The 25,262-nt window shown below is 65.8% G+C and carries 17 protein-coding genes; 11 read left to right on the top strand and 6 right to left on the bottom strand.

The window, feature by feature from the left end; genetic code table 11:
- Nucleotides 1-29: 29 nt before the first annotated feature.
- Both QUW25_RS02985 and QUW25_RS02980 read right to left on the bottom strand, forming a co-directional pair.
- On the bottom strand, nucleotides 30-1,346 hold the full coding sequence (locus QUW25_RS02985; protein WP_289510756.1) for an ATP-binding protein: 1,317 nt from the start codon (nucleotides 1,344-1,346) through the stop codon (nucleotides 30-32).
- Nucleotides 1,343-2,053, bottom strand: coding sequence for a LytR/AlgR family response regulator transcription factor (locus tag QUW25_RS02980; RefSeq protein WP_289510755.1), 711 nt, complete (start codon nucleotides 2,051-2,053; stop codon nucleotides 1,343-1,345). The genes QUW25_RS02985 and QUW25_RS02980 overlap by 4 nt, the downstream gene beginning before the upstream one ends.
- 440 nt (nucleotides 2,054-2,493) lie before the next feature.
- Between QUW25_RS02980 and QUW25_RS02975 the strand changes: the two genes are divergently transcribed.
- From QUW25_RS02975 to QUW25_RS02960, 4 genes are all read left to right on the top strand, one after another.
- The gene (locus tag QUW25_RS02975; protein WP_289510754.1) at nucleotides 2,494-2,949 is read left to right on the top strand and encodes a hypothetical protein; all 456 of its coding nucleotides are present in this window, start codon (nucleotides 2,494-2,496) and stop codon (nucleotides 2,947-2,949) included.
- A 62-nt stretch (nucleotides 2,950-3,011) separates the two neighbouring features.
- A complete protein-coding gene (locus QUW25_RS02970; protein ID WP_289510753.1) occupies nucleotides 3,012-5,477 on the top strand; it encodes a glycoside hydrolase family 3 N-terminal domain-containing protein in 2,466 nt (821 codons plus the stop codon).
- Nucleotides 5,478-6,108: 631 nt separating this feature from the next.
- Complete coding sequence (locus QUW25_RS02965) at nucleotides 6,109-9,063, top strand: glycoside hydrolase family 3 protein (RefSeq protein ID WP_289510752.1); 2,955 nt, start codon at nucleotides 6,109-6,111, stop codon at nucleotides 9,061-9,063.
- A 319-nt stretch (nucleotides 9,064-9,382) separates the two neighbouring features.
- On the top strand, nucleotides 9,383-12,064 hold the full coding sequence (locus QUW25_RS02960; protein ID WP_289510751.1) for a cation-translocating P-type ATPase: 2,682 nt from the start codon (nucleotides 9,383-9,385) through the stop codon (nucleotides 12,062-12,064).
- Between the two features lie 183 nt (nucleotides 12,065-12,247).
- Here QUW25_RS02960 and QUW25_RS02955 read toward each other — a convergent pair whose 3' ends face one another.
- The 3 genes from QUW25_RS02955 to QUW25_RS02945 form a co-directional block, all read right to left on the bottom strand.
- Nucleotides 12,248-13,498, bottom strand: a complete 1,251-nt coding sequence (locus tag QUW25_RS02955; protein WP_289510750.1) for an ATP-binding protein — start codon at nucleotides 13,496-13,498, stop codon at nucleotides 12,248-12,250.
- A gap of 277 nt (nucleotides 13,499-13,775) precedes the next feature.
- Nucleotides 13,776-15,884, bottom strand: coding sequence for a HelD family protein (locus QUW25_RS02950; protein WP_289510749.1), 2,109 nt, complete (start codon nucleotides 15,882-15,884; stop codon nucleotides 13,776-13,778).
- A 191-nt stretch (nucleotides 15,885-16,075) separates the two neighbouring features.
- Complete coding sequence (locus QUW25_RS02945) at nucleotides 16,076-17,107, bottom strand: LacI family DNA-binding transcriptional regulator (protein ID WP_289510748.1); 1,032 nt, start codon at nucleotides 17,105-17,107, stop codon at nucleotides 16,076-16,078.
- Nucleotides 17,108-17,267: 160 nt separating this feature from the next.
- Between QUW25_RS02945 and QUW25_RS02940 the strand changes: the two genes are divergently transcribed.
- Together QUW25_RS02940 and QUW25_RS02935 are read left to right on the top strand one after the other, a co-directional pair.
- Nucleotides 17,268-17,798, top strand: coding sequence for a helix-turn-helix domain-containing protein (locus QUW25_RS02940; RefSeq protein WP_289510747.1), 531 nt, complete (start codon nucleotides 17,268-17,270; stop codon nucleotides 17,796-17,798).
- Nucleotides 17,747-18,658 (top strand): IS3 family transposase, encoded by a 912-nt coding sequence (locus tag QUW25_RS02935; RefSeq protein WP_289510865.1) that lies wholly within the window; start codon nucleotides 17,747-17,749, stop codon nucleotides 18,656-18,658. The genes QUW25_RS02940 and QUW25_RS02935 overlap by 52 nt, the downstream gene beginning before the upstream one ends.
- Before the next feature lie 79 nt (nucleotides 18,659-18,737).
- Here QUW25_RS02935 and QUW25_RS02930 read toward each other — a convergent pair whose 3' ends face one another.
- Complete coding sequence (locus QUW25_RS02930) at nucleotides 18,738-19,379, bottom strand: RpiB/LacA/LacB family sugar-phosphate isomerase (protein ID WP_289510746.1); 642 nt, start codon at nucleotides 19,377-19,379, stop codon at nucleotides 18,738-18,740.
- Nucleotides 19,380-19,659: 280 nt separating this feature from the next.
- Between QUW25_RS02930 and QUW25_RS02925 the strand changes: the two genes are divergently transcribed.
- From QUW25_RS02925 to QUW25_RS02905, 5 genes are all read left to right on the top strand, one after another.
- The gene (locus QUW25_RS02925) at nucleotides 19,660-20,847 is read left to right on the top strand and encodes a glycoside hydrolase family 88 protein (protein ID WP_289510745.1); all 1,188 of its coding nucleotides are present in this window, start codon (nucleotides 19,660-19,662) and stop codon (nucleotides 20,845-20,847) included.
- Nucleotides 20,848-20,857: 10 nt separating this feature from the next.
- The gene (locus QUW25_RS02920; protein ID WP_289510744.1) at nucleotides 20,858-21,355 is read left to right on the top strand and encodes a PTS sugar transporter subunit IIB; all 498 of its coding nucleotides are present in this window, start codon (nucleotides 20,858-20,860) and stop codon (nucleotides 21,353-21,355) included.
- Between the two features lie 63 nt (nucleotides 21,356-21,418).
- A complete protein-coding gene (locus QUW25_RS02915) occupies nucleotides 21,419-22,207 on the top strand; it encodes a PTS mannose/fructose/sorbose/N-acetylgalactosamine transporter subunit IIC (protein WP_289510743.1) in 789 nt (262 codons plus the stop codon).
- Nucleotides 22,194-23,018, top strand: coding sequence for a PTS system mannose/fructose/sorbose family transporter subunit IID (locus tag QUW25_RS02910; RefSeq protein ID WP_289510742.1), 825 nt, complete (start codon nucleotides 22,194-22,196; stop codon nucleotides 23,016-23,018). Before QUW25_RS02915 ends, QUW25_RS02910 begins: the two co-directional genes overlap by 14 nt.
- A gap of 99 nt (nucleotides 23,019-23,117) precedes the next feature.
- The gene (locus tag QUW25_RS02905) at nucleotides 23,118-25,094 is read left to right on the top strand and encodes a heparinase II/III family protein (protein ID WP_289510741.1); all 1,977 of its coding nucleotides are present in this window, start codon (nucleotides 23,118-23,120) and stop codon (nucleotides 25,092-25,094) included.
- Nucleotides 25,095-25,262 lie beyond the last annotated feature (168 nt).

Raw genomic sequence — 25,262 nt, 5'->3', positions numbered from 1 at the left:
TGTCATAACACCCAGCCCCGACGCCAGCGTCACGACGGTTCGGCGAGAAGGACGTTGAGGTAGAACACCCCGTCCTGAGCTCCGGCGTGAAGAGATCCCCCATAGCGCTGCGTGATGGCGCGCATGGAGCGCGTGCCAAACCCGTGGTTGGCCCCGTCGGCCTTGCTCGTCTGCGGCAGCCCGTCCGCCGAGAAGCGCGGCGCCCGTGCGAAGTAGTTCTCCACGCTCACGGCCACCATCTTGCCCGCGCGCCGCACGGAGAGCGTGATGGTGCGCCGCTCGGGGTCGTCCACCTGGCGCACCGCCTCGATGGCGTTGTCGAGCGCGTTGCCAAAGAGTGCGTAGATGTCCGCCGGGGCCATGAAGTCGAGCGCCGCGCCGTTGGCGATGACGGTGAGCACGATGCCCTCGCCGGAGCACATGAGGCTCTTCTCGGTGAGGATGGTGTCCAGGGCCTCGTTGCCAGTCTCCACCACCGAGTCGTAGACGTTGATCTCGCGTTCGATGTCCGCGAGCACGGCGCCGTCCACAACGGCGCCCTCGTCGGCAAGGCGGCGGATCTGGTGGCGGATGTCGTGGCACTTGATGTTGATCGCCTCGATGTTCTCGCGCGAGAGACGATACTGGCGCTCGCGCTCGGCGAGCAGGCGCTCGGTTTCGGCGCGCTCGTCGTCGGCGTGCTTGGCATAGAGCAGCTCGTACTCCGCAAAGAGTACGAAGACGCAGACGAGCGGGTGAATGAGGCGCAGCAAGATGAGGTAGCGGAAGGGGATGCCCACGATTGCCAGGCCCTTGATGATGACGTCAAGCCCGATGACCGCGATCACCACCACCGCAAACATCGAGAGCATCATGCGGTTCTCGACGTCGAGAAGGCCGCGCAGCGTGACGCGACGAACAAAGAGCCAGTAGCCGGCAAGGTAGACCACGGCGGGCACGCCTATCGTCACGATGGTGGCAACGGGCTCGTCCAGCTGGACGCTCGCCCTGCCCGTGATGTACATGCGCAGCAGCTCAAGGGTTCCGCTCACGATGTTCTGCAGCGTGTATCCGGCCGTGGCGCAGAAGAGCGCGGTCCAGGGCCGCACGTCGTAGACAAAGATGACCGCTCCCACAAGGACGGCGAGCAGCGCCGAGAACACCACGAAGGCCTCGAAGGTTCCGAGTCCGGTGACGAGGCCCGCCATCAGTGGGACGATTGCTAAGGTGAGCAGTGCGGCGAGCACGAGACACTCCCGAGCTGTGGCGTGCGGCCGGCGCGGGAGTCGCAGGCAGAGCAGGACCAGCGGAATCAGCAACTGCACGAGCGGCTCGAGCGACCACCACCGCTCGAGAAACGCGCTCACCTGTGACCGCCTAGGTAGTCCGTTACGGCGTCTAGCACCTCGCGCTTTCGTGAGCGCGATATGCGCAGGACCGTGCCGTTCGACATCTGAAGGCCTTGCCCGCGCACGAGCGAAATCTTGTCCATATTGGCGACGCAGCTCTTGGTCACGCGCACGACGGGCGCACCGGCGAGCTCCTCCTCGAGCTGGCCGAGCGACCCGCGCGCCTCGAGCCGCTCGCCGCTCTCGAGATGGTAGGTGAGGCGGTGTCCCGTCACCTCAACGTAGATGACTATGCTGAGAGGGACCACGCGCAGGCCGTCCTCGGTGGGTATCATGACGGAGCGGCCGGCGTTCTGTCGGATTGAGCGTAGGGCCCGGTCGAGGCTCATAGAAAGGTTTCCCCAGGTTACGGGTTTGATGATGAAGCCGGTGGCGCCGACCTCGTAGCCCTTGACCGCATACTGGGCAAGGTTTGTCACGAAAACGATTGGCGTCACCTCATCGAAGAGTCGCATGAGCTGTGCCGCCTCCATGCCGTTGATCCCGGGCAGGTCGATGTCGAGCAGGACGAGGTCATAGTGGGCCTGCTCTGAAAGCATGTCCATTGCCGACTTGAGCCAGGTGATCTGGAAGGTCTTGCCGTGGGCCTCTCCGTAGCGGCGTACGTAGCTGAGTAGGCGCTCTGCCTCCGCCGCTTCGTCCTCGACGATGAGCACACGAATCATCCTGGTCCCTCCCCGTGGTGCCCCATGCTCCCAGCAGCGCCTCTCGAGTATATCGTTTCGCGCCTGTGGCCCTGACATGACCGCCCGCCGGAGCGGGGGACGGCTAAGGGGGTCGTCCGATGACCGGACAGGACAGGCAGACGACGCTTCAGGACGCGCCGCTGGGCGTCTCGCGTCGCGCCTCTTCCGATTGGTGTACTAGGAAGGTTTAAACCAATACCAGCTCAGCTATGGTATTCCCCCTTTTTGTTCCTCGCGCGCGTGCTTGCGGGGACCGACCCGGGGATACTACCGTCACTTGACGTCCGCCCGTGACCATACAGGACACGTCGCGGACGTTTCAGGTCAAAGTTCCCGGTCTGAGGCGGAGCCGTACTTGAATGAAAAAACGACAAGAAGGCCCGTCCGGCACAGGCGGGCCTGCTCAGGAAGGAGAAGTCATGAAGAAGCAGTTCCTTGTGGTCGGCGCCCTGGCGTGCGCGCTGAGCGTGCCGCTGGTCGGCTGCAATGGCCAGGGGGCAACGCAGGGCACTACGGGTGACGATGCCGGGGTCACGCAGTCGGACCACTTTGACGCACTCGACACCTACTGGGGACAGTGGCGCGGCTCGGTTCTCACGACCGGGAAGACCGTCTACGGAAACGAGGGAGCCATTGAGCCGATGCTCGACGTCAAGCTCGAGCAGGACGGCACCTGTACGGTGGAGCCGCTCGAGACCCACGCCGACCTGTTGACAGACGAGGGCACTTGGGAGGGCACCGAGTCTGAGATCACGTTGCACCTTTCGGCCGGTGACGTTGTCCTGACTGTCGTCGATAACGTCACGCTCCAGGGCAACGCGGCTGACTTTGGCATTGCCGACTTTGACACGATTGACTTCGACTTCTACGGCTAGGGCGCATCCCCGATGGGGCTGGGCAAGGCAAAACAAAAACTAGTGATTGGCAGGGAGGCATCATGAGCAACATCACACGCAGAAACCTTCTGGCAGCCTCTGCGTTGACGGCGGGCATGTTTGGCATAACGGGCTGCGACACGTCGACCTCGGGTGATGACGCCGCGGTGGACCTCGCTACGCCTGATGCGGGCAGTTATCCCATCGATCCCGACGGCGATGGCGTCGAGGCCAAGTGGACGAGCGAGGAGACCCGTGACGGTTGGACGCGCGTTACCAACCCCGATGGCGGAACAACGCTCGGCGTCAAGGACACGGCCAAGATCATCCAGGTTGGCGGCCTCGCCTTCCGTGACATGAACGGCAACGGCAAGCTCGACCTGTGGGAGGACTGGCGCCAGAGCAATGCTGAGCGTGCCGCCGCCTTCTCCGACAGTCTCTCCGACGACGACTGCATCAAGCTCATGTTCCATGGTGGTGCCGCCGACACCTCCGATGGGGCCGAGGATCCGGAGTTCGGCCTCCTGCGACAGGGCTCGCGTGCCGGCGTCTCGCGTCTGAGCTCAGACGAGGAGTCCTACCCGACTGACATCCGTTGGATCAACGAGGTCCAGGGCATATGCGAGGAGGCTGAGCTCGGAATCCCTTACCTCAACTCGACTGATCCCTACTCCTCTCTCAACATTCCTACCGGCCTTGGCCTCACACCGGTCATGGACAAGGACCTCTGGCGCAAGGCGGGCATGTGGACGAGCCGCGCCTGGCGTGCAACGGGCGTTACCGTTGAGCTCGGGCCTCAGATTGACCTCTACACTCAGCCCACGACCGTCCGCCTGAATGGTGCGGAGTCCGAGGATCCTGCCCTTACCCGCGACTTCGTGCAGGCGTTTTGCGCTGGCATGCAGTCTACGTGGGGTGACGACGACGCCACCGACGACCGAGGCTGGGGTGACGAGTCGGTTGCCGTGATGCTTAAGCACTATGTCGGCGCCGGAGCCATCGAGACGGGCGGTAACGACCACACGCTCGGAGCGAAATACGACGTCTTCCCGGGAGACAACTACAATGCCCACCTCATCCCGTTCCTTGACGGCGGCATGCACCTTGACTCCCAGACCGAGCAGATGGCTTCCGTCATGCCCAACTACGGCATCGCCTACTCCGATGACGAAGAGTACGGCCCGCTTGTGGGCGGCGGATTCAACGGCAAGCAGCTTTCCATCCTGCGTAATGCCGGATGGGACGGCATGATCTGCAGCGACTGGAACATCCTTGAGCCCATGCAGCGCGGTCTCGACGACCTGACCCCGGCCGAGCGCTGCAAGGTCCTGTTCGAGGCGGGCGTCGATCAGTACGGCGGCAAGTTCTACTACGAGAACTGCGGCAAGCCCGCCTATGATGCGATTGCCGAGGAGCAGGGCCAGGAGGCCGCCTCTACGCTTGTTCACGAGGCAGCTCGCCGCGTGGCCAAGGTTATGCTTGACGTCCAGCTCTTCGACGAGCCGTACTGCGACCGTTCGGTCGCCAAAGAGGTCTTCGAGTCGGAAGAGGCCAAGGCCTTTGCACAGGAGATTAACGACAAGCGCATCGTTATGCTCAAAAACGCCGGTGGAATCATCTCCGACGGCGGGATGGGCGACAAGCCCAAGGTCTACATTCCGCAGAAGTTCATCCCTACGTTCACCAACCACATGGGGACGAAACCCTCGAGTGTCGAGCCTGCCGTCGACCTTGACCTCGCCGCACAGTACTTCGAGGTCGTCACCGATACCGTTGGCGATCCGACGGGAGAGCCTGATGAGGACGGCAATCCCACCTATCAGGAGAGCGACATCACTCGCCTGAGCTCCGATGAGCTCGCTGACGTGGCGTATGTGCTCGTCAAGGTCAAGAATCCCCAGGATCACTACGAAGGCTTCTCCGGCGGCACTGACGCGCCTCAGTTCCTCACCGAGCCCGGTGGCCCAATGGTCTACCGTCCGATATCGCTGCAGTACCGTCCGTACACGGCTGACGGGCCCAACGTCAAGCAGGTTTCCATTGCCGGCGATCTTCAGGAGGACGGTACTCGTGTGAACTGCGCTCACTATGGCCAGTCCTCCTACGCCGACAACGAGTATGATCTCGACTTCGTGATTGACACGAAGGAGCGTCTGCCCAAGAATGCCAAGCTCATCCTACTTGTCCAGGCCGATCACCCCATGGTCTTCTCGGAGATCGAACCTTATGCTGACGCCATCCTGCTTGCTTGGGAGAACACTCCCGATGAGTCGTATCTGCGTGTCGTCAGCGGCGCTGCGGAGCCCTATGGCCTGCTCCAGTATCAGATGCCGGCCAACATGGACACCGTTGAGGCCCAGCTCGAGGACGTTCCGCGCGACATGGAGCCCTACGTGGACTCCGAGGGCAACGCCTACGACTTTTGCTTCGGTCTCAACTGGTCTGGCGTGATTGATGATGATCGCACCAAGACCTACAAGGCCGCCCCGCTCACCGAGCCGGAGACGACCGTGGAGGCTACGGCGTAGGCGCCGCCGTGACGTGGCACCCGTTCCCTGAGAACGGTGCGCTCGACATGCTTCCTTCTGCGCGCGGCGCAGGCTGCTCTGCGTAGCTGCCTGCGCCGCGCCTTATTTCGCGGGCTTTGGGTGAGCTTGCGCCTGAGAAGCGCCTCCCTTGGCTAAACGTCTGTCGCCTCGAGTGGTGAGCCATCCTGCATGCTCCCGCACTTGTCGGACGCCAGCGTCTTGCGGGAGCCGTGGAGATCGAGGCCGCACGCACGGGATCTGCCCGCGTTCTGCTGGCTGGGCTGTGCGATGTGCCCCCTAACCAACTGTTCTGGAGCTCCCAATCCTCTTGATGACGAGCAGGGATGGGATCCGCGTCGCGGTTCGCCATGATGCCCCTGATGGCGATGCATGCGCACGAGTCGATGCCCCCGCGCGCTCGATGTCCGGGCCTGGCCAGAGCTCCATCAGATGCGATGTCGGGTGACGGGGGAGGCCGAGACGGGCGTCCCCGCTGGTGGGGCAGGGATGCACCTCGTGCCGCGAAATCGACAGGTTGCGAGCAAGGTTGCCGTAGCCCGGCACCAACCCGTTTTCATAGGGTCAAAAGGAACTGGGAGACCGCCCCAGACCATGAAACCAGGGAGGAACCATGGCTGACACCAAGCCGAAGAAGCAACCGAAGAAGATGACGCGCCGCGGCTTTGTGGCGTGCGGCGCCACCGCCGCCGGCCTTGTGGGCGTGACCGCGGCGGTAAACGTTGGCGCCAACATGTTCAAGTCCGCGATTGACCACTACATTGGCGGCGGCGAGACCACCATCACAAACGCCCCGGGCTCGGAGAACTGGGACACCACGTACTACGACCAGCAGTACCGTGGTCGCGGCCGGGCCACCGAGGAGGCAAAGCAGATCGTCGTGGAGATTGAGGGCGAGGGCATCGTCCTGCTCAAGAACACGGAGGGCGCGCTGCCGCTGGCCTCCGGCACCGAGGTCTCGCTCATCGGCCGCTTTGCTGCGGACCCCGTCTACGGCGGCGCCGGCTCGGGTACCGTTGACCCCAACGACTGCGTGACGCTCCACGACGGCATCGCCGCCGCTGGCCTCACCATCAACGAGACGGCCTACAACTGGATTGCCGAGAACTACGGCAACTATGACAAGGCCAACATCACGATGGACAACCCCAACACGGCCACCTACTACATCGGCGAGATTCCGTGGGCAGACTACAGCTCCGAGGCGCAGGGGTCCATCTCCGGCACCACTGCGCTCGTGGTCATTGGCCGCGGCGGCGGCGAGGGCGGCGACCTCTCCCAGGATCTTCTCGGCACGATGAACGACGGCAAGCACGCTGCCTTTGTGGAAAACAGCGAGACCGCCAACTACGAGGAGGGCCAGCACGAGTTGGAGCTCTCCAAGGAGGAGCGCGACCTCATCACCGCTGCTAAGGACGCCTGCGACAAGGTCATCGTGCTCTACAACGGCTCCACCCCGATGGAGCTTGCCCCACTCATGTCCGGTGAGCTTGAGGTCGACGCCATCGTGGCCATCGGCTCGCTCGGAGCGAGCGGCGCCACGGCGGTGGGCCAGGTCCTGACCGGCGTCATCAACCCCTCCGGCAAGACCACCGACATCTGGGCCGCCGACTTCACGGCCGACCCCACCTTCGGCAACTTTGGCGGCAAGCGCTACACCGACGTCACCAACTACTACGCGCACAACTACAATGGCTCGGTCGAGGACGCCACCGCGTACTTTGTTGAGTACAAGGAGGGCATCTACTACGGCTACCGCTACTACGAGACGGCCGCCGCAGAGGCCGAGGCGGGCAACTACCCCGGCTTTGACTACGACGAGGCGGTGCTCTTCCCGTTTGGCTACGGCCTCTCCTACACCACGTTTGACCAGGTGCTCGACTCCTGCGAGTCCGACGGCGAGACCGTGAGCGCCTCCGTCACCGTGACCAACACCGGCTCGGTGGCCGGCAAGTGCGTGGTTGAGCTCTACTACAGCGCGCCCTACGCCGCGGGAGGCATCGAGAAGAGCGCCGTTGTGCTGGGCGCCTTCGGCAAGACCGCCCTTCTCGACCCCGGCGCGTCCGAGACCGTGGAGCTCTCGTTCCCCGTGCGCCAGATGGCGTCCTGGAGCTCCGACGAGGGCGGCTACGTGCTGGACGAAGGCGACTACGTGATCTCCCTGCGCTCCGACTCCCACACCGTCATTGCCGAGCAGGTCGTGGCGCTGGAGGCGCAGACCTTCAAGACCGACTCCGCCACCGGAAACGAGCTGGCCAACCGCTTTGATGACCTGACCGAGTACATGAGGGCCAACTGCGAGAACCTCTCCCGCGCGGACTTTGCGGGCACCTGGCCGGCGGCGGCGCAGGATAGGACCGCGGCCGAGTGCGGCATCACGCTCGAGGAGTACGACTACAAGCAGCACCTGGGCGACGAGCCCATGCCCACCACGGGCGCCAACAACGGTGTCTCCCTCATCGACCTGCGCGGCCGCGCGTACGACGACGAGCTGTGGGAGCAGCTGCTCGACGAGCTCACCGTGGACGACATGACCACGATGCTCAACGACTGCGCGTACAACACGCCCGCGATCGCCCACATCGGCAAGCCCGCCACCTCCGAGCCCGATGGCCCGGCCGGCTTCACCTCGCTCACCGGCGCCACCGGTAACTGCGCGTACTGCTCCGAGTTTGTCATGGCGCAGACGTGGAACACCGAGCTCATGTACCGCACGGGCCAGATGGTGGGCCAGGAGGCGCTGGCTTCCGGCTACAACGGCTGGTACGCCCCGGCCATGAACACGCACCGCAGCCCCTTTGCCGGCCGCAACTTTGAGTACTACTCCGAGGACCCGCTGCTCGCCGGCAGGATCGGCGCCGCGGTGGTCTCCGGCGCGGCGAGCAACGGCTGCTACGCCATGGTCAAGCACTACGCGATGAACGACCAGGAGTCCTACCGCATCCAACACCTCTGCACCTGGGCCACCGAGCAGACCGCGCGCGAGATCTACCTGCGCCCGTTTGAGATCACCATCAAGGAGGCCTCGACCGAGATGAAGTACATCTCGGATGACCAGGGCACCGTCGAGACCGTCGAGATGCCGGGCTGCACCGCCCTCATGAGCTCCTTCAACTACGTGGGCACCCAGTGGGCCGGCGGCAGCCACGCCCTGTGCACCGAGGTTCCGCGAGGCGAGTGGGGCTTCACCGGCTGCATCATCACGGACTTCAACCTCTACGGCTACATGGACAAGAACTGGGCGCTTGACGGCGGCACGGACCTGCACCTCACCTATGCGGCCATGACGCCGGCCTTCCAGGGTACCGGCGAGGCCAGCGTGGTGGCGCGCCTGCGCGAGGCGTCGCACCGCGTGCTCTACACCGTCGTGAACTCCAACGCGATGCAGGGCATGGCGCCCGGCTCCACCATCACCACCTCGCCGGCGCCGTGGCAGTACGCCGTCTGGGGCGGAAGCGCCGTGCTCCTTGCCGGTGCTGCCGCGCTTGGTGCGCGCTGCTACCTGGGCGCCCGTCGCAACAAGGAGATCGAGGCTGCCGAGAAGGGCGAGGCGGCGTCAAAGAGCTAGCGGTTTCAGGGCACATTCCCTCCCCGTGTCGGGCCGTGGCGTCATTGACGCTGCGGCCCGGCTCGTTTTTCTCGCGGGGTTTCTGACAGGGGCGGCGGGGCGGATTATGACAAAGGTTGACAAAGGTGACAGGGTAGATTGTCACCATGAGCTCATGGTGACAATCTACCCTGTCACCTTTGTCAGTCACCTTTGTCATAATCCGCCCTGACACTCAGTTCTGACGTCAGTGTCATGTCAGTAACGGGTATAGCCGGCGCCGCTCCGGGGTAGGACAAAAGAGGACAGCTTTGCCCGCACCCCAACAAGAAAGAGAATCATGAAGTACTGGAGCCTTCCCGCAGAGAAGACCCTGGAGCAGCTTGGCGCAAACGTGGATCGCGGCCTCTCCGCGTCCCAGGTTGCCGTGCGCCTTGCCGAGCACGGCCCAAACGAGTACCAGCAGGCCAAGCCGGAGAGCGTGGTCTCGATGGTCCTCCGCCAGCTGCGTGACGTCGCGAACCTCATCCTGCTTCTGGCCGCCGGCCTCTCGTTCGCGCTGGCCGTTCGCGAGGGGCACGGCTACGTGGAGCCGGTCGTCATTCTCGCCGTCATCGTCATGAACGTGGTGCTGGCCGTGACGCAGGAGCGCGGGGCCGAGCGCGCCCTCGACGCGCTGCGCGACCTCAACAGCCCCACGTGCCTCCTGCTGCGCGACGGCGCGCGCGTGGAGGTGGAGACGGCGGAGGTGGTCCCCGGCGACGTGGTGCTGCTCAAGACCGGCGACCTCGTGCCCGCCGACGCGCGCCTCGTGGAGGCGACCGGCCTTGCGGCGGACGAGTCCGCGCTCACGGGTGAGTCAGAGCCCGCGGAGAAGGACGCCTCGGCGCTCGCGGAGGCGGACGCGCCCATCGGCGACCGCACCAACATGGTCTTCTCGGGCTGCCTGGTCACCGCCGGCAACGGCGTTGCGGTGGTCACGGCAACGGGCATGGCGACCGAGATGGGCCGCATCGCCGCCTTTCTCAATGATGCCCAGAAGATCCAGACGCCCCTGCAGCGCCGCCTTGCGCGCGTGGTGCACGGCGTGAGCGCGGTGGCGGTTCTCGCGGCCGTGGCGCTTCTTGCCACGGGGCTCCAGCAGGGCGAGGAGTTCTGGGCCATGATGCTCGCCGCGGTTTCGCTGGCCGTGGCCGCCGTGCCCGAGACGCTGCAGCTCATCGTTACCCTCACGCTCACGCGTGGCGTGCACAACATGGTGGAGCGCCACGCTCTCATTCGCCGCCTCCCCGCGGTGGAGACGCTCGGCTCGACCTCCGTGATCTGCTCGGACAAGACGGGGACGCTCACGCAGAACCGCATGAGCGTGCGGCGCATCTGGGTGAGCGGCGAGAAGCCCCTCGAGGTGGGGGAGAGCGCTCCGGGAGGCCGCGCGCTCGAGCTGCTGCGTCGCCTTGCCCTGGCGAGCAACGCCACCGTGGAGCCGGACGGCGAGGGCGGCGAGAAGATCGTGGGCGACGCCACCGAGACCGCCATCCTGCGTTTGCTCACGGCGGGCGGCGAGACGCGCGAGGAGCTTGAGGCCGCCCTGCCCCGTGTGGGCGAGGTGCCCTTCTCGTCCGCGCGCAAGATGATGACGAGTGTCCATGAGCTGCCCCAGGGCGGCTACCTCGTGCTCACCAAGGGCGCCTTCGACCGCCTGCCCTTCTCGCCCGCGAGCGAGGCAGAGCGTGCCAAGCGCCAGGCCGCCCACGACGCCTTTGCGCATGACGCGCTGCGCGTGATTGCCCTGGGCAGCCGCGTGGTCGAGGACCTGCCCGAGAGCGGCAACTTGGAGGAGCTCGAGCGCGACCTTGCCTTTGAGGGCATCGTGGGGCTCATCGACCCGCCGCGCCCGGAGGCGGCCGAGGCCATTGCCCTCGCGCGGCGCGCGGGCGTCCGCACGGTCATGATCACGGGCGACCACGCCGCAACGGCGGGCGCCATCGCGCGGCAGATCGGCCTCATCGGGCCGGGCGGCACGGTTGTGACCGGCCGCCAGCTCGCGGGGATGTCGGACGAGGAGCTCGTCGAGAACGTGCGCGCGTACTCCGTCTACGCGCGCGTCTCGCCGGAGGACAAGATTCGCATCGTGGAGGCATGGCAGGAGCAGGGCGAGGTCGTTGCCATGACGGGCGACGGCGTGAACGACGCCCCCGCGCTCAAGGCCGCCGACGTGGGCGTTGCCATGGGCGTGGGCGGCACCGAGGTCGCCAAGGCAGCGGCGGACATGGTGCTCACGGACGACAACTTCGCCACGATCGTCTCGGCCGTGCGCGAGGGCAGAAACGTCTTCTCGAACATCAAGCGCACCGTGTACTTCCTGCTGGCATGCAACCTCTCGGAGATCTTGATCATGCTCGGCGCGCAGATCGTTGGCTGGGGCACACCGCTCACGCCCGTGATGCTGCTGCTCATCAACGTGCTGGGCGATGGCATCCCCGGGCTCAACCTTGCGCGCGACCGCTCCGACGAGCGCATCATGGCACGCCGGCCCATCGGGCGCAACGAGAGCTTTTTCTCCGGCATCACGCGCGCCATCGCGCAGCAGACCGTTGCGTTTGCGGTGGTGGGCCTTCTCGCTTTCTGGTTGGGCACGTTTGCGTGGCTGCCGGGTGGCGAGGGGCCGTCGCTCGCGGCTGGCCAGACGATGTGCTTCCTTGTGGTTGCGCTCACGAGCGTGCTGCACGTCTTCACCGTGCGCAGCCGCGGCTCGGTCTTCAGGCGCACGGTGCGCGACAACCTGCCGCTGGTGTGGAGCGCGGTGGGCGTGGTCGTGGCCTTCTCGGCGCTCGTGCTCGTGGAGCCCGTGGGCGCGATCTTTGGGCTGGCGCCTATCGGACCCTTTAGCTGGGCGTGCGCGCTTGGCCTCTCGGTTGTTCCCACGCTCGTTGCCGAGGTGTTCAAGCTGTGGGACAACCGTCACGAGACCTGGCTCTACCGCAGGCGCCTCGTCCACCACGAGAACCGCGGTGAGGAGTAACGCAAACGGCGGCGGGGCCGTGATGATGGCAAGGGCGGCAGGGTGATGACAAGGGTGATGGTGACAAAGGTGACAGGGTAGATTGTCACCATCGGTAAGATGGTGACAATCTACCCTGTCACCTTTGTCACCATCACCCTTGTCATCACCCTGCCGCCCCCCCGTTGGGGGTCTGCGCCGCCGCTACGTGCGGAGCAGGGCGTCTACGAGGACGTTGTCCTCCGGGTCTGGTGAGCCCAGCGGCAGCCCGCACGCCTCGAAGAAGTGGCTGCCGGCAAACTGTCGCGCGCGGAAGGTGTCGTGCGCGCCGTCGTCGAGATAGCGCACGCGCGAGAGGCAGTCGGTGGTGGCGCAGTAGAGCACGCCATGGCGCTCCGCGTAGGCGAGGTAGGTCTCGTCGGCGGACCACAGCGTGACGCCTGCCATGTTCTCCAGCTCATAGGCCACGGCATACTCCTGCCAGGAGATCTCCCGCACGCGAACGTAGCGGTCAAGCAGCGTGGCCATGCGCTTCACCCGGCTGAGCGTCGCCGCCGCGTCGATGAGCCGCGCGCCGGGGGCCGGCGGGAAGAGGGCCCTTCTCGCCATGGTGGTCAGCGCCTCCTCGCGCTCGCGTCCGTCGAGAAGGACCGCCGGCACGGAGAGCTTCATCGACTCGTCCGGAAAGAGCTCGATGGCGGAGTGCGGCGCCACGGTCTCGTCGCGCGCGGGCATGCGAAAGACCAGGCTGTCGTGCGCGTGCTGCACGCGGCACTCCAGCCCGCGCTGGGCAAACGCCTGTCGCATGGCCGCCACGTGCTCGTTGTCGCGCTCGCGAGAGAAGGTATCCTCCGAGAGCCGCCCCATCCTAAAGAGGTAGAGGTTGAAGAGCGGCAGCGCCTCGCCCCCGGGCCCCGCCATGGGGTAGTGGACGGTGCGCTTGCAGAAGGCGCGCACCTCAAAGCGCCGCCGCGTGGCCTTGTCGTAGAGGTCAACGAGCGCCGTGCCCGCCGCGGGCCCTGAGGTGGAGCCCTCGCGAATCTCCACCACGCCGTCCGCAACGTAGGGCGGAAAGTTGCCCTCAAAGACCTGGACAAGAATGACGCCCTGCTCAGGGGCCGTGGGATCGGGGAGAAAGCGCGCCACAAAGCGCGGGGCGGGGGAGACGTGGCGGCGGCAGAGCTCGCCGATGATCTGGCTCACGTCCGCGCTGGGGCGCGGCACGGGGCACACGTCCTTCTCGGCGTCCGAGATGCCAATGACGAGCCAGCCGCCGCGGGAGTTGGCAAACGACGCCACGATCTTGGGGATCTTGCGGCGCACGCTGGGGGAGAAGGTCTGCTTGAGCTCTAGGACAAAACCCTCGTCGAGCTCGCGCAGCTGGTCGAGGTCCGCGTACTCAACGTCCGTGATCGCCTTGGGCGCGCCCTGCTCGGTGCGGAAGGGGCTGAACATGGGTCCTCCTCGGCTCGCCGTCTTTCTCGCAGTATACCCGTGGTGGTCGCTCTTCTCGCGCTGTCCTTCTCGCTGGGCTGCTCTTGGTTTCTCAAACCTGGCAGGTAGTAGCTAATGAACAAAGTAGCAGATTAAGCAGTTGCGATGTTACTTTGTTCAAGAACCACTAGCTGCCAGGTTTGGCGAGAAGGACGACGCGGCGAGAAGGACAGGGCAGCGAGAAGGACGACGCGGCGAGAAGGACAGGGCAGCGAGAAGGACGGCGCGGCGAGAAGGGCTACCGCGCGGCGAGAAGCGGCGTGAGCGGGCCCTGGGCGAGTACGGTCACGCGGTGCATGGCGCGCGAGATTGCGGTGTAGAGACGGCGGCGCGAAAGCGGCGTGTCCGGGTAGACCTCGGCCTGTGCGTCGGGCACGATGACGTGGTCAAACTCAAGTCCCTTGGCCACGCGCAGCGGCAGCAGGACCACGCCCTCTGCCGGCAGGTTCTTGTCGCCGCGCACCACCTGCGCCGCATCGCCGAGCTGCTTGGAGAGCCAGCTCACGCGCGCGTCGCTCTCGGCCACGATCGCCGTGAGGCCCTCGCCGCCCTCAGCCACGGCCTCCCGCAGCGCGGCAAGGTACGCGTCCTTCTCATCAAACGAGCGCACGACGGGCTCCACGCCGGCACGCTGCACCGAGGTGAGCCGCAGCTGCTCGCGCTTGTCGAGAAGCCCGGTGAAGAGCGCCGTGATCTCCGGCGAGGAGCGGTAGCTTGTGAGCAGGCGGCACTCGTCCACGCTGCCGTGCGTGGCGCGGAAGATGTCCGCGATCTGCGCAAACGTTGCCGTGCCCTCGTAGATTGCCTGGTGCTCGTCTCCCAGAAGCAGGAAATGCGCGCGCGAGAAGTACCGCGCGAGCACCATGAGCTGGGCCTCGGTGTAGTCCTGGACCTCGTCGACCATAACGAAGCGCGCGTCGCGGCTGCCGATGCCGGTGAAAATGAGCCGCAGGTAGAGCCACTCGACGGCGGAAAGCGCGCTCTGCCCCAGCAGGCGCATGCCAATGCGGTCAAAGCGCAGCCACACCAGGCGCTCGATCTCGTCGTGGGTGCCGGCGTAGAGGTAGTCCACGTAACGCCGCGCGTACGCCGCGGTCTCGTCGTCGTTGTCCGGCGCGAGCGTCTCGCCGAAGATCTCGTACTGGCGCTCCACGTCCAGGCTGAGCATCTCCTCCTGGAGCTCGTCGTTTCTCGCGATCTGGCCAAGGCGGCGGTTGAGGCGGCTGTGCAGCTCCTCCTTCACGAGCGCGGTGAAGCGCGGGCCCACGTCAAACTCGGAGAACTTCTCCACGGCGCTCGCCACCTGGCTGGCCTTGAGGAGCGTCTCGCCCGCAAACTTGACCTCGCGCAGGTCCTCGGACTCCAGGACCAGCTCGCGCGCCGCCTCGTCCATGCGGCGCAGCGTCTCGGGCGAGGTGGAGAGCCCCAGGTCGCGCTCACCGGCGCCCTGCTCGCTCACGAAGGCGCGCCACGTGACCGTCTGCGGGTTGGACTCGCCCATGGAGGGCAGGACCGTGTCGATGTAGCTCTCAAAGACGTCGTTGGGCGTGAAGAGCCAGACCTGGCTGGGGTCAAGGGTCTTGCGCTCCTGGTAGAGCAGGTAGGCAATGCGCTGCAGCAGCACGGACGTCTTGCCGGAGCCGGCGATTCCGTTGACGAGAAGAACGGGCACGTCCGCGTGGCGCACCACCTCGTTCTGCTCGCGCTGAATGGTGGCCGTGATGGCCTGGAGCTTCTCGGTGTGGTGCTTCTTGAGCGCCGAGAGCAAAAGCGAGTCCTGGATAGCAATGGTGGTGTCGAAGTACATGTTGAGCTGGTCGCGCACGATGTCAAACTGGCGGCGCAGCTTGAGGTTCACCGTGCGGGTCTTGCCGTCCACCTGGTAGGAGGTGGGGCCCATCTCCTGGTTGTAGTAGGTCTCGGCCACGGGGGAGCGCCAGTCCACCACGAGCGGGCGGCTGCGCTCGTCGGTCATGCCCGCGGCGCCAATGTAGACGTCGCGCGGCGGCCTGCCGGGGCGCATCTCGAGCGTGACCTTCGCGAAGTAGGGCTGCATGAGCAGCAGCATCACACGGCGGAGCTTGTCCACGTTGAAGTCGTGGTACTGGTTGTAGGCGTCAATGATGGAGTTGAGCGTCTCAATGGCGGCGAGGGTCTCGATGGTCTCGTCCGCGCCGCCAAAGTCCAGGCGCACCTCCTCGGACATGTCGATGAGGTCCTGCTTGGCGCCGGCATGGTTGGTCTCCAGGTCCTGCGAGATGTCGTCGCGGATCTTGAGCAGCTGAGCGTAGAGCTCGGAGAGGTGGGCCTGCTCGGCCTGGAAGATCGGGTCGTCGTGCTCGGACATGGGGCTCCTTCGGCGTCGAGGCGCGGAATTTCGGATAGACAATGGTACGCCATCGCGAGCCCCTCCGGTGGGGTGATGGTACACGAGGCCGTTTTTCTCGGGAGCTCCCTACCTGCTCAAACGCAAGTATCCGCAGGTGGTTGAGGCGGCAGATCTACCGAGAAAAACGTGCGCTTGTACCGGTTGCGCCGCTAGGCGTCCTCCCGCGGCGCCATAATGGTGCCGCGCCACTTGGTCTTGCAGCTGAGCACCTGATGGACCTTCTCGCTGCTGTCGTTTGCGATGAGGTCGAGCAGGATGCGGCAGGCCTCGCGTCCCTCCTCGAAGGCCGGCTGCTCGATGGAGCTCACGCTGGGGAAGGCGACGCCCGCCCAGTCGAAGTTGTCAAAGCCCACGAGCCCCACCTTCTCGGGCATGAGCGGGTAGAACTCGCGCATGGCCACGTAGATGTCCGGCAGCGCCCAGCAGTTCGGGGCAAAGACGAGCGTCGGGGTCTCCCCGTCGATGTGGGCTCGCAGGAACTCCCGCACGGCCTTGATGTCAACGGGGGAGTCGATCTCCAGCTTCGAGAAGTCCCGGTGCTCGTCCTGGAGGGCGTCCACGAAGCCCGAGAAGCGCTCGATGCGCGAGCTCAGCAGCTGGGGCGCGGCGGCAACGAGCAGGAAGCGCTGGTAGCCGCAGGCGATGCAGTGCTCGATCGCCTGGTAGGCGGCCTCGTAGTTGTCCGTCTTGACCCAGTTGGAGGCGTAGTCGTAGAGCTTGGAGTCAAAGAACACGAGCTTCTTGCCCGCCGCCTCGATGCTCTCGGCGATCGCCTTGAACCGGGCCGTCGGCTGGACGATGAAACCGTCCACGCCCAGCGCGATCAGCCGGTCGATGTAGGCGCGCTCGGCCTCGCTGTCGTAGTTCGAGGAGCAGATGAGCAGGCGGTAGCCCTCGTGGTCCGCCACGGACCCGACGCCCTTGACGAAGCGGTTGGCAAACTCGTTGGTCACGTCGCCGATGATGACGCCGAGGAGCTTGGTGCTCTTCGCGTTCATGCCGCGCGCGAGGGGGTTGGGCTGGTACTCGGTCTCCCGGATCGCCTCCTCGATCCTCTTGCGCGTCTCCTCGGACATGCGGTCCGTGTGCCCGTTGAGGTAGAAGGACACGGTCGTCTTGGAGGTCCCCGCCATCTGGGCGATGTCGTTTATCGTGATGCGCTTCTTCTGGGCAGACGCCATGTTCTCCTCGATTCAAAGGGTTTACTAAACCAAGATACACGTTTTATGCCCGCGCGGGAGATGGGGGAGGAACCGTCGGAATGCGTCCACAAAAAACTGCCCCTCGCGGGGAGGGTGAACTGCCTCCCATTTCTTGGACATGGAAATAAAAGTCCAAGAGATGGGAGGCTTTCTCATGTCCGTCGACCTACGATGCGGGCACGACCGCAAGCTCAGGGAGCTCGCCGCCGACATGTTCGCGGAGGGGCGGGGGCGGGGATCCGTCGCCAAGGTTCTCGGGATCCCGGAGGAGGCCGTGAGAAAATGGCAGCAGACGTACCGGTCCGTGGGGAGGGGCGGCCTGCTGGCTATGGGCAAGACGCACGCGCGATACGACTTCGAGACGAAGGTGGCCGCGGCGAGCGCCGTGGTCGACGGCGGGATGGCCAAGCCCGAGGCGATGGAGCGCTTCGGCATCGCGAGCCTGTCTCCGCTGAAGCAATGGTGCCTCCTGTACCGCGAGGGAGGGGCCGAGGCCCTCAGGCCAAAGCCGAAGGGCAGGCCGAGGGGATCGGGGGCGAAGGCCGCGCCGGCGACCCGCGAGCAGGAGCTCGAGCGCCAGGTCAGGCGGCTCGAGGCGCAGGTGGCGTACCTAAAAAAATCGATAGCCCTGAAGGCGGAGCTCCGCTCCCGAGGCGGGACAAGGCCCTAGCGGTCGCCGAGCTTTCAGGGCGGGGGCACGACCTCGCCGACCTGCTGGAGGCGGCCGGGCTCGCGAGGTCCACGTACTACTACGCGCTCGCGCACCCGAAGGAGCCGACCAGGCCGGAGCTCCGGCCGAGGGTCGCCGGGATATTCGGCAGGCTCCCCAACGGCGTCGGCCACCGGCAGGTGGCCATGGAGCTGCGCGCCGTGGACGGCGCCCGCATCGCCGACAAGACCGTCCTCAAGATGATGGGCGAGATGGGGCTGAGGTGCGGCATCAGGAAGGAGACCGGCTACCACAGGTACAGCTCGTACAAGGGGGTCGTCGGCGAGACCTTCGAGAACGTGCTCGGCCGCGACTTCGAGGCCGACGGCCCCTGGCAGAAGATGGGCACCGACGTCACGGAGTTCAGGCTCTCCTTCGGCAAGGCCTACCTCGCCCCGGTCTACGACTTCGGCAGCAAGGAAATCGTCGCGCACTCGGTCTCGGAGCATCCGGACCTCGCGCAGCAGGAGGAGATGCTCGACATGCTCGAGGCGGCCATGCCGGAGGGCGCCTCGCCGGTCATGCAGACGGACATGGGGTGGCAGTACCAGCACCCGTCCTTCACGGGGAGGCTGCGCGGCATGGGCGTCACCCAGAGCATGTCGCGCAAGGGCAACTGCATCGACAACGGCGCGACCGAGCAGGTCTTCGGGCACATCAAGGACGAGTTCTTCCGCGGGCGGGACTGGGACGACTTCGAGAGCTTCAAGCGCGACCTCGAGGCGTACATCGACCACTGGAACCACGTGAGGCGGCAGGTCAAGCTGAAGGGCCTGACCCCGGCGGAGTTCCGGGAGCAGGCCCTTCGGAAGGCCGCGTAGCGGCTATGATTTATCGCGTCCAAGATTCGGGGCGCAGTTCAGGGGCAGCATTGGCGGGGCCTTCTGTTGAGCGGCGTGCCTACAGGCCGAGGATCTCCTTGACCTTGGCGATGAGCTCCTCATCCGTGGCGTTGGCGAAGAAGTACTCCTGGAAGTGCTCGCCGGAGAGGGCGCCCTTCACGAGCTCGGGGTCGAGGGCGTCGAGGATCTCCGTCAGCGGCTTGAACGCGGCGGCGCGCACGCCGTCGAGAATCTTCTTGTTGCGCTGCTCGGGGACCACGCGCTCGGCGGGGTAGCCGTTGCCGGAGCCAAAGCCGAAGAGCTTCTCGAAGGTGTACTCGAGGTTGAGCTCCTGGCCCCAGCCGTTCTTGAGGGCGAACGGCATGGCCACGGCGTTGCCGTCGTTCACCTGTGCGAAGGTGTAGGCGTCCAGCGGGTCGGCCACGTGGCCGCAGAGCACGCCCGGGAAGCTGTTGCAGGCGAGCATGGCGCCCTCGCCGGTGCCGCAGCCGGTGACCACGTAGTCGGCGGCGCCGGAGTTGATGAGCACGGCGGCGAGGATGCCGTTCTGCACATAGGTGAGGGGGTTGGAGCCCTCCTCGGCGTACATGCCGTAGTTGTAGACGGTGTGGCCCATGGGCTCGACGACCTTCTTGAGCGCAGCCTCGATCATGGGATTCTTGGCGTTCTGGCTGTTCTCGTTGATGAGGGCAATCTTCATCTTGGCACTCCTTATCCAGCTGATGGCGGCTCTTCCCGCGGGACGAGCGTTCCTAGAAAGGATTGTGCTAATAAACCAGTTTGTCAATATTCACCACTAGTAAACCCGTTCACGGAAGAAATCTTTCCGCTCAGACGCCAAATCTGAATACTCACTTGCACGATGAGCTGTAACTATTTATAAGTCTTGACTAGTGAACCGGTTTATAAGAAGCTGTTCACCGCAAACGTCGGAGGAGCGGCCGGGACCGGCGCAAGGGAGCGCGGGAAGGACGGAGCGAATGGGTCACGTGAACACCGAGAAGATTAAGGATCGCGAGCGCTGGCTCAGCGTGGAGCCCCTCACCAAGGAGGAGGTGGACCGCGGCCTGGAGATCTGCCTGAAGCAGATCGACGCCAACATGGACGCCTTTGGGACCAGGTTCCCGTGGTCGGCCACCAAGGGTCTCCAGTACCCGATCATCGACTGCATCGAGTGGACCGACGGCTTCTGGACGGGCCTGCTCTGGCTCGCCTACGAGGTGACCGGTGACGAGAAGTACCGCGAGCGCGCGATGGAGAACGTCCAGAGCTTCAAGCACCGCGTCGAGAACCGCATCGAGCTCGACCACCACGACCTCGGCTTCCTCTACGTGCCCTCCTGCGTGGCGGCCTATCGCCTCACCGGCAGCGACGACGCGCGCACCGCCGCCCTCCTCGCCGCCGACAAGCTCATGGAGCGCTGGCAGCCCAAGGGCAAGTTCCTCCAGGCGTGGGGCCCGATGGACAGCCCCGAGCACTATCGCTTCATCATCGACTGCATGCTCAACCTCCCGATCCTCTACTTCGCGAGCGAGGAGACCGGGGACACGCGCTATCGCGACGTCTGCCGCATGCACTTCGACACCACGGTGGACAACATTATCCGCCCGGACGGCAGCGCCTACCACACGTTCTACATGAACCCCGAGACCGGCGGCCCGGACCACGGCGCCACCCGCCAGGGCTACAGCGACGACTCCGCCTGGGCGCGCGGTCAGGCGTGGGGCATCTACGGCATCCCGCTGAACATGCGTCACCTCAACGACCGCAAGTACCTGGAGACCTGGCGCGCGATGGCCAACTACTTCGTCAACCGCCTGCCCGAGGACTCCATCTGCTACTGGGACCTCATCTTCGGCGACGGCTCCGGCCAGTCCCGTGACTCCAGCGCCGCGGCGGCCGCCGCGTGCGGCTTCATGGAGGTCGCCCCGATGCTTCCGGTGGACGATAAGGACGCGCCGGTCTACGCGGGCGTCACGGCGCAGATGATGCGCACGCTCATCAACTCGTACACCTCCGAGGACCACGCGCCCCTGCGCCCGATCCTCTACCACGGCGTCTACAGCTGGCACTCCGGCAAGGGCGTGGACGAGGGCAACATCTGGGGCGACTACTACTTCATGGAAGCACTGGTTCGCAGCGCCAAGAGCTGGAACCCGTATTGGTAGGAGGATAAGCATGGCAACACCCAACATCGTCGCGACGCGCATCGACGAGCGCCTGGTCCACGGCCAGGGCCAGCTCTGGATCAAGTCCCTGGGCGTCAACACCGTCATCGTGGCCAACGACGAGGCCGCCGGCGACAAGATGGCCCAGACCCTCATGAAGACCGTCATCCCCGGCAACATCGCGATGCGCTTCTTCACCATCCAGCACACGATCGACATCATCGGCAAGGCCGCGCCGGCCCAGAAGATCTTCCTGATCGTCAAGACGCCCGAGGACGCGCTCAAGCTCGTGGCGGGCGGCGTGCCCACCGGCGAGATCAACGTGGGCAACATCCATAACGCCGAGGGCAAGGAGAAGGTCACGCGCTCGATCTTCCTCGGCCCCGAGGACAAGGCCGCCTTCGTCGAGATGGCCGACAAGTACGGCGTGACGTTCAACACGCGCACGACCCCCACGGGCGCCGACGGCTCGGTCGAGGTCGACATCATGGAGTTCTGCAGGAAGTAGTTCCTGCTGGGCCTGTGCCCGTCGCCAGGCGGGCGGAAGTAGGATCTTGTAAAAGGAGGGAACGTGGAGATTTCGATCATCCAGGCCGTTCTTATCGGCCTCTGGACAGCGGTCTGCTGGAGCGGCATGCTGTTCGGCATCTACACCAACCGCAGCCTCGTGCTGGCGTTTGGCGTGGGCGTCATCCTCGGTGACATCCCGACGGCGCTCGGCGTCGGCGCGGTGGCCGAGCTCGCCTTCATGGGCTTTGGCGTCGGCGCCGGCGGCACCGTGCCGCCCAACGCCATCGGCCCGGGCATCGTGGGCACCCTGATGGCCATCACCACCGAGGGCGTCACCCCGGAGAGCGCGCTCGCCCTCTCCATCCCGTTCGCGGTTGCCATCCAGTTCCTGCAGACCGCCATCTACACGGCCTGCTCCGGCAACCAGGAGGCTGCCGCCCGCGCCCTCGCGGCCGGCAAGCTCGGCAAGTACCGCTTCGTCTGCAACATCACGGTCATCCTGTTCGCCAGCTGTGGCTTCCTGCTGGGCTTCTTTGCCTGCGTCGCCATGGGCCCGCTGCAGGCCCTCATCGAGGCCATCCCCGCGTGGCTCACGACCGGCCTCTCCGTTGCCGGCGGCATGCTGCCCGCCATCGGCTTCGCGATGATCCTGAGCGTCATGCTCACCAAGGAGTTCATCCCCTTTGCGCTTCTCGGCTACATCTGCGCCGCCTACCTGGGCGTCCCGACGGTCGGCATCGCCATGGTCGGCCTTGTGTTTGCCCTTAAGCGCTACTTTGACGTGAAGAAGCAGGAGGAGCTTCAGCCCGCTGCCGCTGCTGAGGAGGTCAGCCACGATGACTGGATCTAACGAGAAGAAGCTCGTCAAGAGCGACTACACCAAGACGATGATTCGTGCTTGGCTGCTTCAGAACGGTTTCAACTACAGCAACTACCAGGGCAACGGCTACTCCTACGTGGTCTACCCCGCCCTCAAGAAGATTCACGGGGACGACAAGGAGGGGCTGTGCAAGGACCTCGCCGATAACTGCGAGTTCTACAACACCAACCCCAACCTGCTGCCGTTCGTGACCTCTCTGCACCTTGCCATGGCCGACGAGGGCATCCCCTACAGCGAGATCCGTGGTCTCAAGATGGCCCTCATGGGCCCGCTCGCTGGCATCGGCGACTCGCTGTCGCAGTTCTGCCTCGCGCCGCTCTACTCGACGATCTTCTCGTCGCTGGCGCAGCAGGGCCTTGCCTTTGCCCCGGTGGGCTTCTGGCTGGCCATCAACGGCACGCTGCTCGCCATCAAGTTCGCGATGTGCAACCTCGGCCACAAGCTCGGCACCTCGGTCATCGACAAGCTGAGCAAGTCCATGGCGCTCATCTCCGAGTGCGCGAGCATGGTCGGCGTCACGGTCATCACCGGCCTGGCGGTCTCGTTCGTGAAGATGAACGTCAACATCGAGTTTGCCGCCGGTGCCGCCGAGGAGGGCGTCAAGCAGTCCACGGTGAGCATCCAGGGCATGCTCGACAACATCGCCCCGGCGCTCCTGCCGGTGCTCTACACACTCCTGATGTTCTACCTCATCAAGAAGCGCAACTGGAACACCTACCAGCTCGTCATTCTGACGGTCGTCGTGGGCATCGCCCTCTCCGCGTGCGGCGTCCTCGTGTAATGAGGCCGTCCGAGGCATAGCGGTTCGTCAGCCACGGTCGGCGCCGTCCCGGATGCGGGGCGGCGCCGCCTTCTTAGGCATCAAGGGAAGGAGCAGAACATGGATACCGCCGCCGTCCGCCGGAGGCTCAAGGCAACGGCAGCCCTGCTGCGGCTCGACGAGGTGGCCGGGCGCCTGCGCGGCCGCGACCTCACCGCGCTTGTCGCACGCGCAGACGAGGTGATGGCAGACACCTACACGTTCTCCAAGACGTGGGACATGGAGCGCTGCCGCACGCCGTTCACGCTGCCCGCCGGCGCCTACGACTGGAACGTCGTCAACAACGACGACGAGGAGTGGTGCTTCATGCTCAACCGCATGGACTACCTCGAGGACCTCGCGCTCGTTGCCCTGGCCACAGGGGAGGCGCGCTACGCCGAGAAGGCCGCCGCGCTCCTCGGCTCCTGGATCGACGCGCACCCGACGATCGTCCCCGAGCTCTCCACACGCACGCTGGACACCGGCATCCGCATCCGCTCGTGGGCCACGGCGCTGCCGGCGCTCGAGGCGGCCGGCGCGCTCTCGGACGAGCTGCTCGCCCTCGTGGTGGCGAGCATCGGCGACCAGATCGCCTACCTGCGCGAGCACTACGTCCCCAAGTACGAGACCAGCAACTGGGGCAGCATCCAGACGCTCGGCATCCTCACGGTGCTCGCCACCATCGAGGACGACCCGGCGTCCGACGGGGACTGGGCGTGGGCGACGGAGCGCGCCGAGTCACAGATCGCCGCGCAGGTCTATCCCGACGGCATCGACTGGGAGCAGTCCACGATGTACCACGTGGAGGTGCTGCTCTACGCGCTGTGCGCCCTCAGCACGCTGGAGGCCCAGGGCGCGCCGCTTCCGCGCGGCCTGCGCAAGGCCGCCGCGCGCCTCTCTCGCGCCCTCGCGGCGCAGATGATGCCGGACGGCTGCATCGACGCCCAGGGCGACTCCGACCGCACCGACGTGCGCGGCCTCATGGCGCTCTGCGCGGGCGTGCTCGGCGACTGCGCCCTTGCCGCGGCGTCCGGGCGCTCCGAGCTCGACCCGGGCGACCTCTTCGCCTTTGGCTGCTCCGCGGAGGACGCCCTCAGGTCGGCCGAGGAGTGCGGGGAGGCCCTGCCCCTCACCTTCGACGGCATGGACTCGGGCCTCTTCGTGGCGCGCTCCTCGTGGGGTGCGGACGCCAACCTCACGGAGTTCTCGTCCGGCCCGCTGGGCTCTGGCCACGGCCACTCGGACAACCTGCACGTCACGGCCGTGTACCAGGGCTCGCCCGTGCTTGTGGACGGCGGGCGCTACACCTACCGCGAGGACTCGTCGGTGCGCCCGTTCCTCAAGGGGCCGCTCGCGCACAACGTCCCGCTGCTCGACGGCCGCTCGAGCTGCGTGCCCAAGGGCAGCTGGGGCTACAGCGACTTTGGCTACCCGCTCAAGACCTATGCGCGCCACGCCGGGGGCGCCCACTACTTTGAGGGCGCGCTCGTGGGGCACGACCCGCTGCACGTCCTGGTGCGCAAGCTCGTGGCGCTCGACTGCGGCATCTGGGTCTGCGCGGACGAGGCCCTGGCCGAGGGGGAGCACGAGCTCGTCTCGCGCCTCCACTTTGACCCCGAGGTGCGCGTGGAGGCCGTGGGCGACGGCTGCCGCGTGGGCTGTGCTGCCGGTGAGCTCGCGCTCGGCTCCACCGGCGCGCTCGAGCTGGGCTCCGAGCAGATCTCGCTCGACTACAACGCGCTCTCAGACGCCGCGCTCGTGCAGGCGCGCATCCGGTTCGCCGAGAGGGGCGGCCAACTCTGGTGGCTCGCCCCGGCGGGCGTGGCCGTGACGAGCGTGCCGGTGCTGCGTGGCGGCACCGAGCCCGTTGACCCGGCGCTCGCGGAGGCCGTGCGCTTTGACGTGGCGCCCGACGAGTTCTACACCGTCGCCGTCTTCCACGGCGAGGTCTACACCGGCGTGAAGGCCTTCGCGCTCGAGGGCGTGAGCTTCCACGCCAAGGCCGTCGTGGTGCACGGCGTGGGCGAGAAGCGCGAGCTCACGGTGCTGCGCGCGTAGCGGGGCGCAACGGGGCACGACGGGGGCGGGCAGCCGAGGTTCTTCTCGACTGCCCGCCGCTTTTTGTGGGGACGTGCGGTCTGTGGCGCGTTGGTGCCTAGCCTCTGCCGGCGTTGTCCCGGAATCTCCGGGTTTCTCGCCTGGCGAGAAGAACGTGTCCCGGAAACG

Origin of the sequence: Thermophilibacter provencensis (assembly GCF_030372065.1) — a bacterium.
GTDB classification, from domain to species: Bacteria; Actinomycetota; Coriobacteriia; order Coriobacteriales; family Atopobiaceae; genus Thermophilibacter; species Thermophilibacter provencensis_A.
This window is presented reverse-complemented; position numbering and strand designations above follow the sequence as displayed.

What these genes read in the sequence shown, in the direction of transcription:
- QUW25_RS02980 (WP_289510755.1), bottom strand. Translation starts at nt 2,053, where the DNA reads ATGATTCGTGTGCTCATCGTCGAGGACGAAGCGGCGGAGGCAGAGCGC.
- QUW25_RS02975 (WP_289510754.1), top strand. Translation starts at nt 2,494, where the DNA reads ATGAAGAAGCAGTTCCTTGTGGTCGGCGCCCTGGCGTGCGCGCTGAGC.
- QUW25_RS02970 (WP_289510753.1), top strand. Translation starts at nt 3,012, where the DNA reads ATGAGCAACATCACACGCAGAAACCTTCTGGCAGCCTCTGCGTTGACG.
- QUW25_RS02965 (WP_289510752.1), top strand. Translation starts at nt 6,109, where the DNA reads ATGGCTGACACCAAGCCGAAGAAGCAACCGAAGAAGATGACGCGCCGC.
- QUW25_RS02960 (WP_289510751.1), top strand. Translation starts at nt 9,383, where the DNA reads ATGAAGTACTGGAGCCTTCCCGCAGAGAAGACCCTGGAGCAGCTTGGC.
- QUW25_RS02955 (WP_289510750.1), bottom strand. Translation starts at nt 13,498, where the DNA reads ATGTTCAGCCCCTTCCGCACCGAGCAGGGCGCGCCCAAGGCGATCACG.
- QUW25_RS02950 (WP_289510749.1), bottom strand. Translation starts at nt 15,884, where the DNA reads ATGTCCGAGCACGACGACCCGATCTTCCAGGCCGAGCAGGCCCACCTC.
- QUW25_RS02945 (WP_289510748.1), bottom strand. Translation starts at nt 17,107, where the DNA reads ATGGCGTCTGCCCAGAAGAAGCGCATCACGATAAACGACATCGCCCAG.
- QUW25_RS02940 (WP_289510747.1), top strand. Translation starts at nt 17,268, where the DNA reads ATGGGAGGCTTTCTCATGTCCGTCGACCTACGATGCGGGCACGACCGC.
- QUW25_RS02930 (WP_289510746.1), bottom strand. Translation starts at nt 19,379, where the DNA reads ATGAAGATTGCCCTCATCAACGAGAACAGCCAGAACGCCAAGAATCCC.
- QUW25_RS02925 (WP_289510745.1), top strand. Translation starts at nt 19,660, where the DNA reads ATGGGTCACGTGAACACCGAGAAGATTAAGGATCGCGAGCGCTGGCTC.
- QUW25_RS02920 (WP_289510744.1), top strand. Translation starts at nt 20,858, where the DNA reads ATGGCAACACCCAACATCGTCGCGACGCGCATCGACGAGCGCCTGGTC.
- QUW25_RS02910 (WP_289510742.1), top strand. Translation starts at nt 22,194, where the DNA reads ATGACTGGATCTAACGAGAAGAAGCTCGTCAAGAGCGACTACACCAAG.
- QUW25_RS02905 (WP_289510741.1), top strand. Translation starts at nt 23,118, where the DNA reads ATGGATACCGCCGCCGTCCGCCGGAGGCTCAAGGCAACGGCAGCCCTG.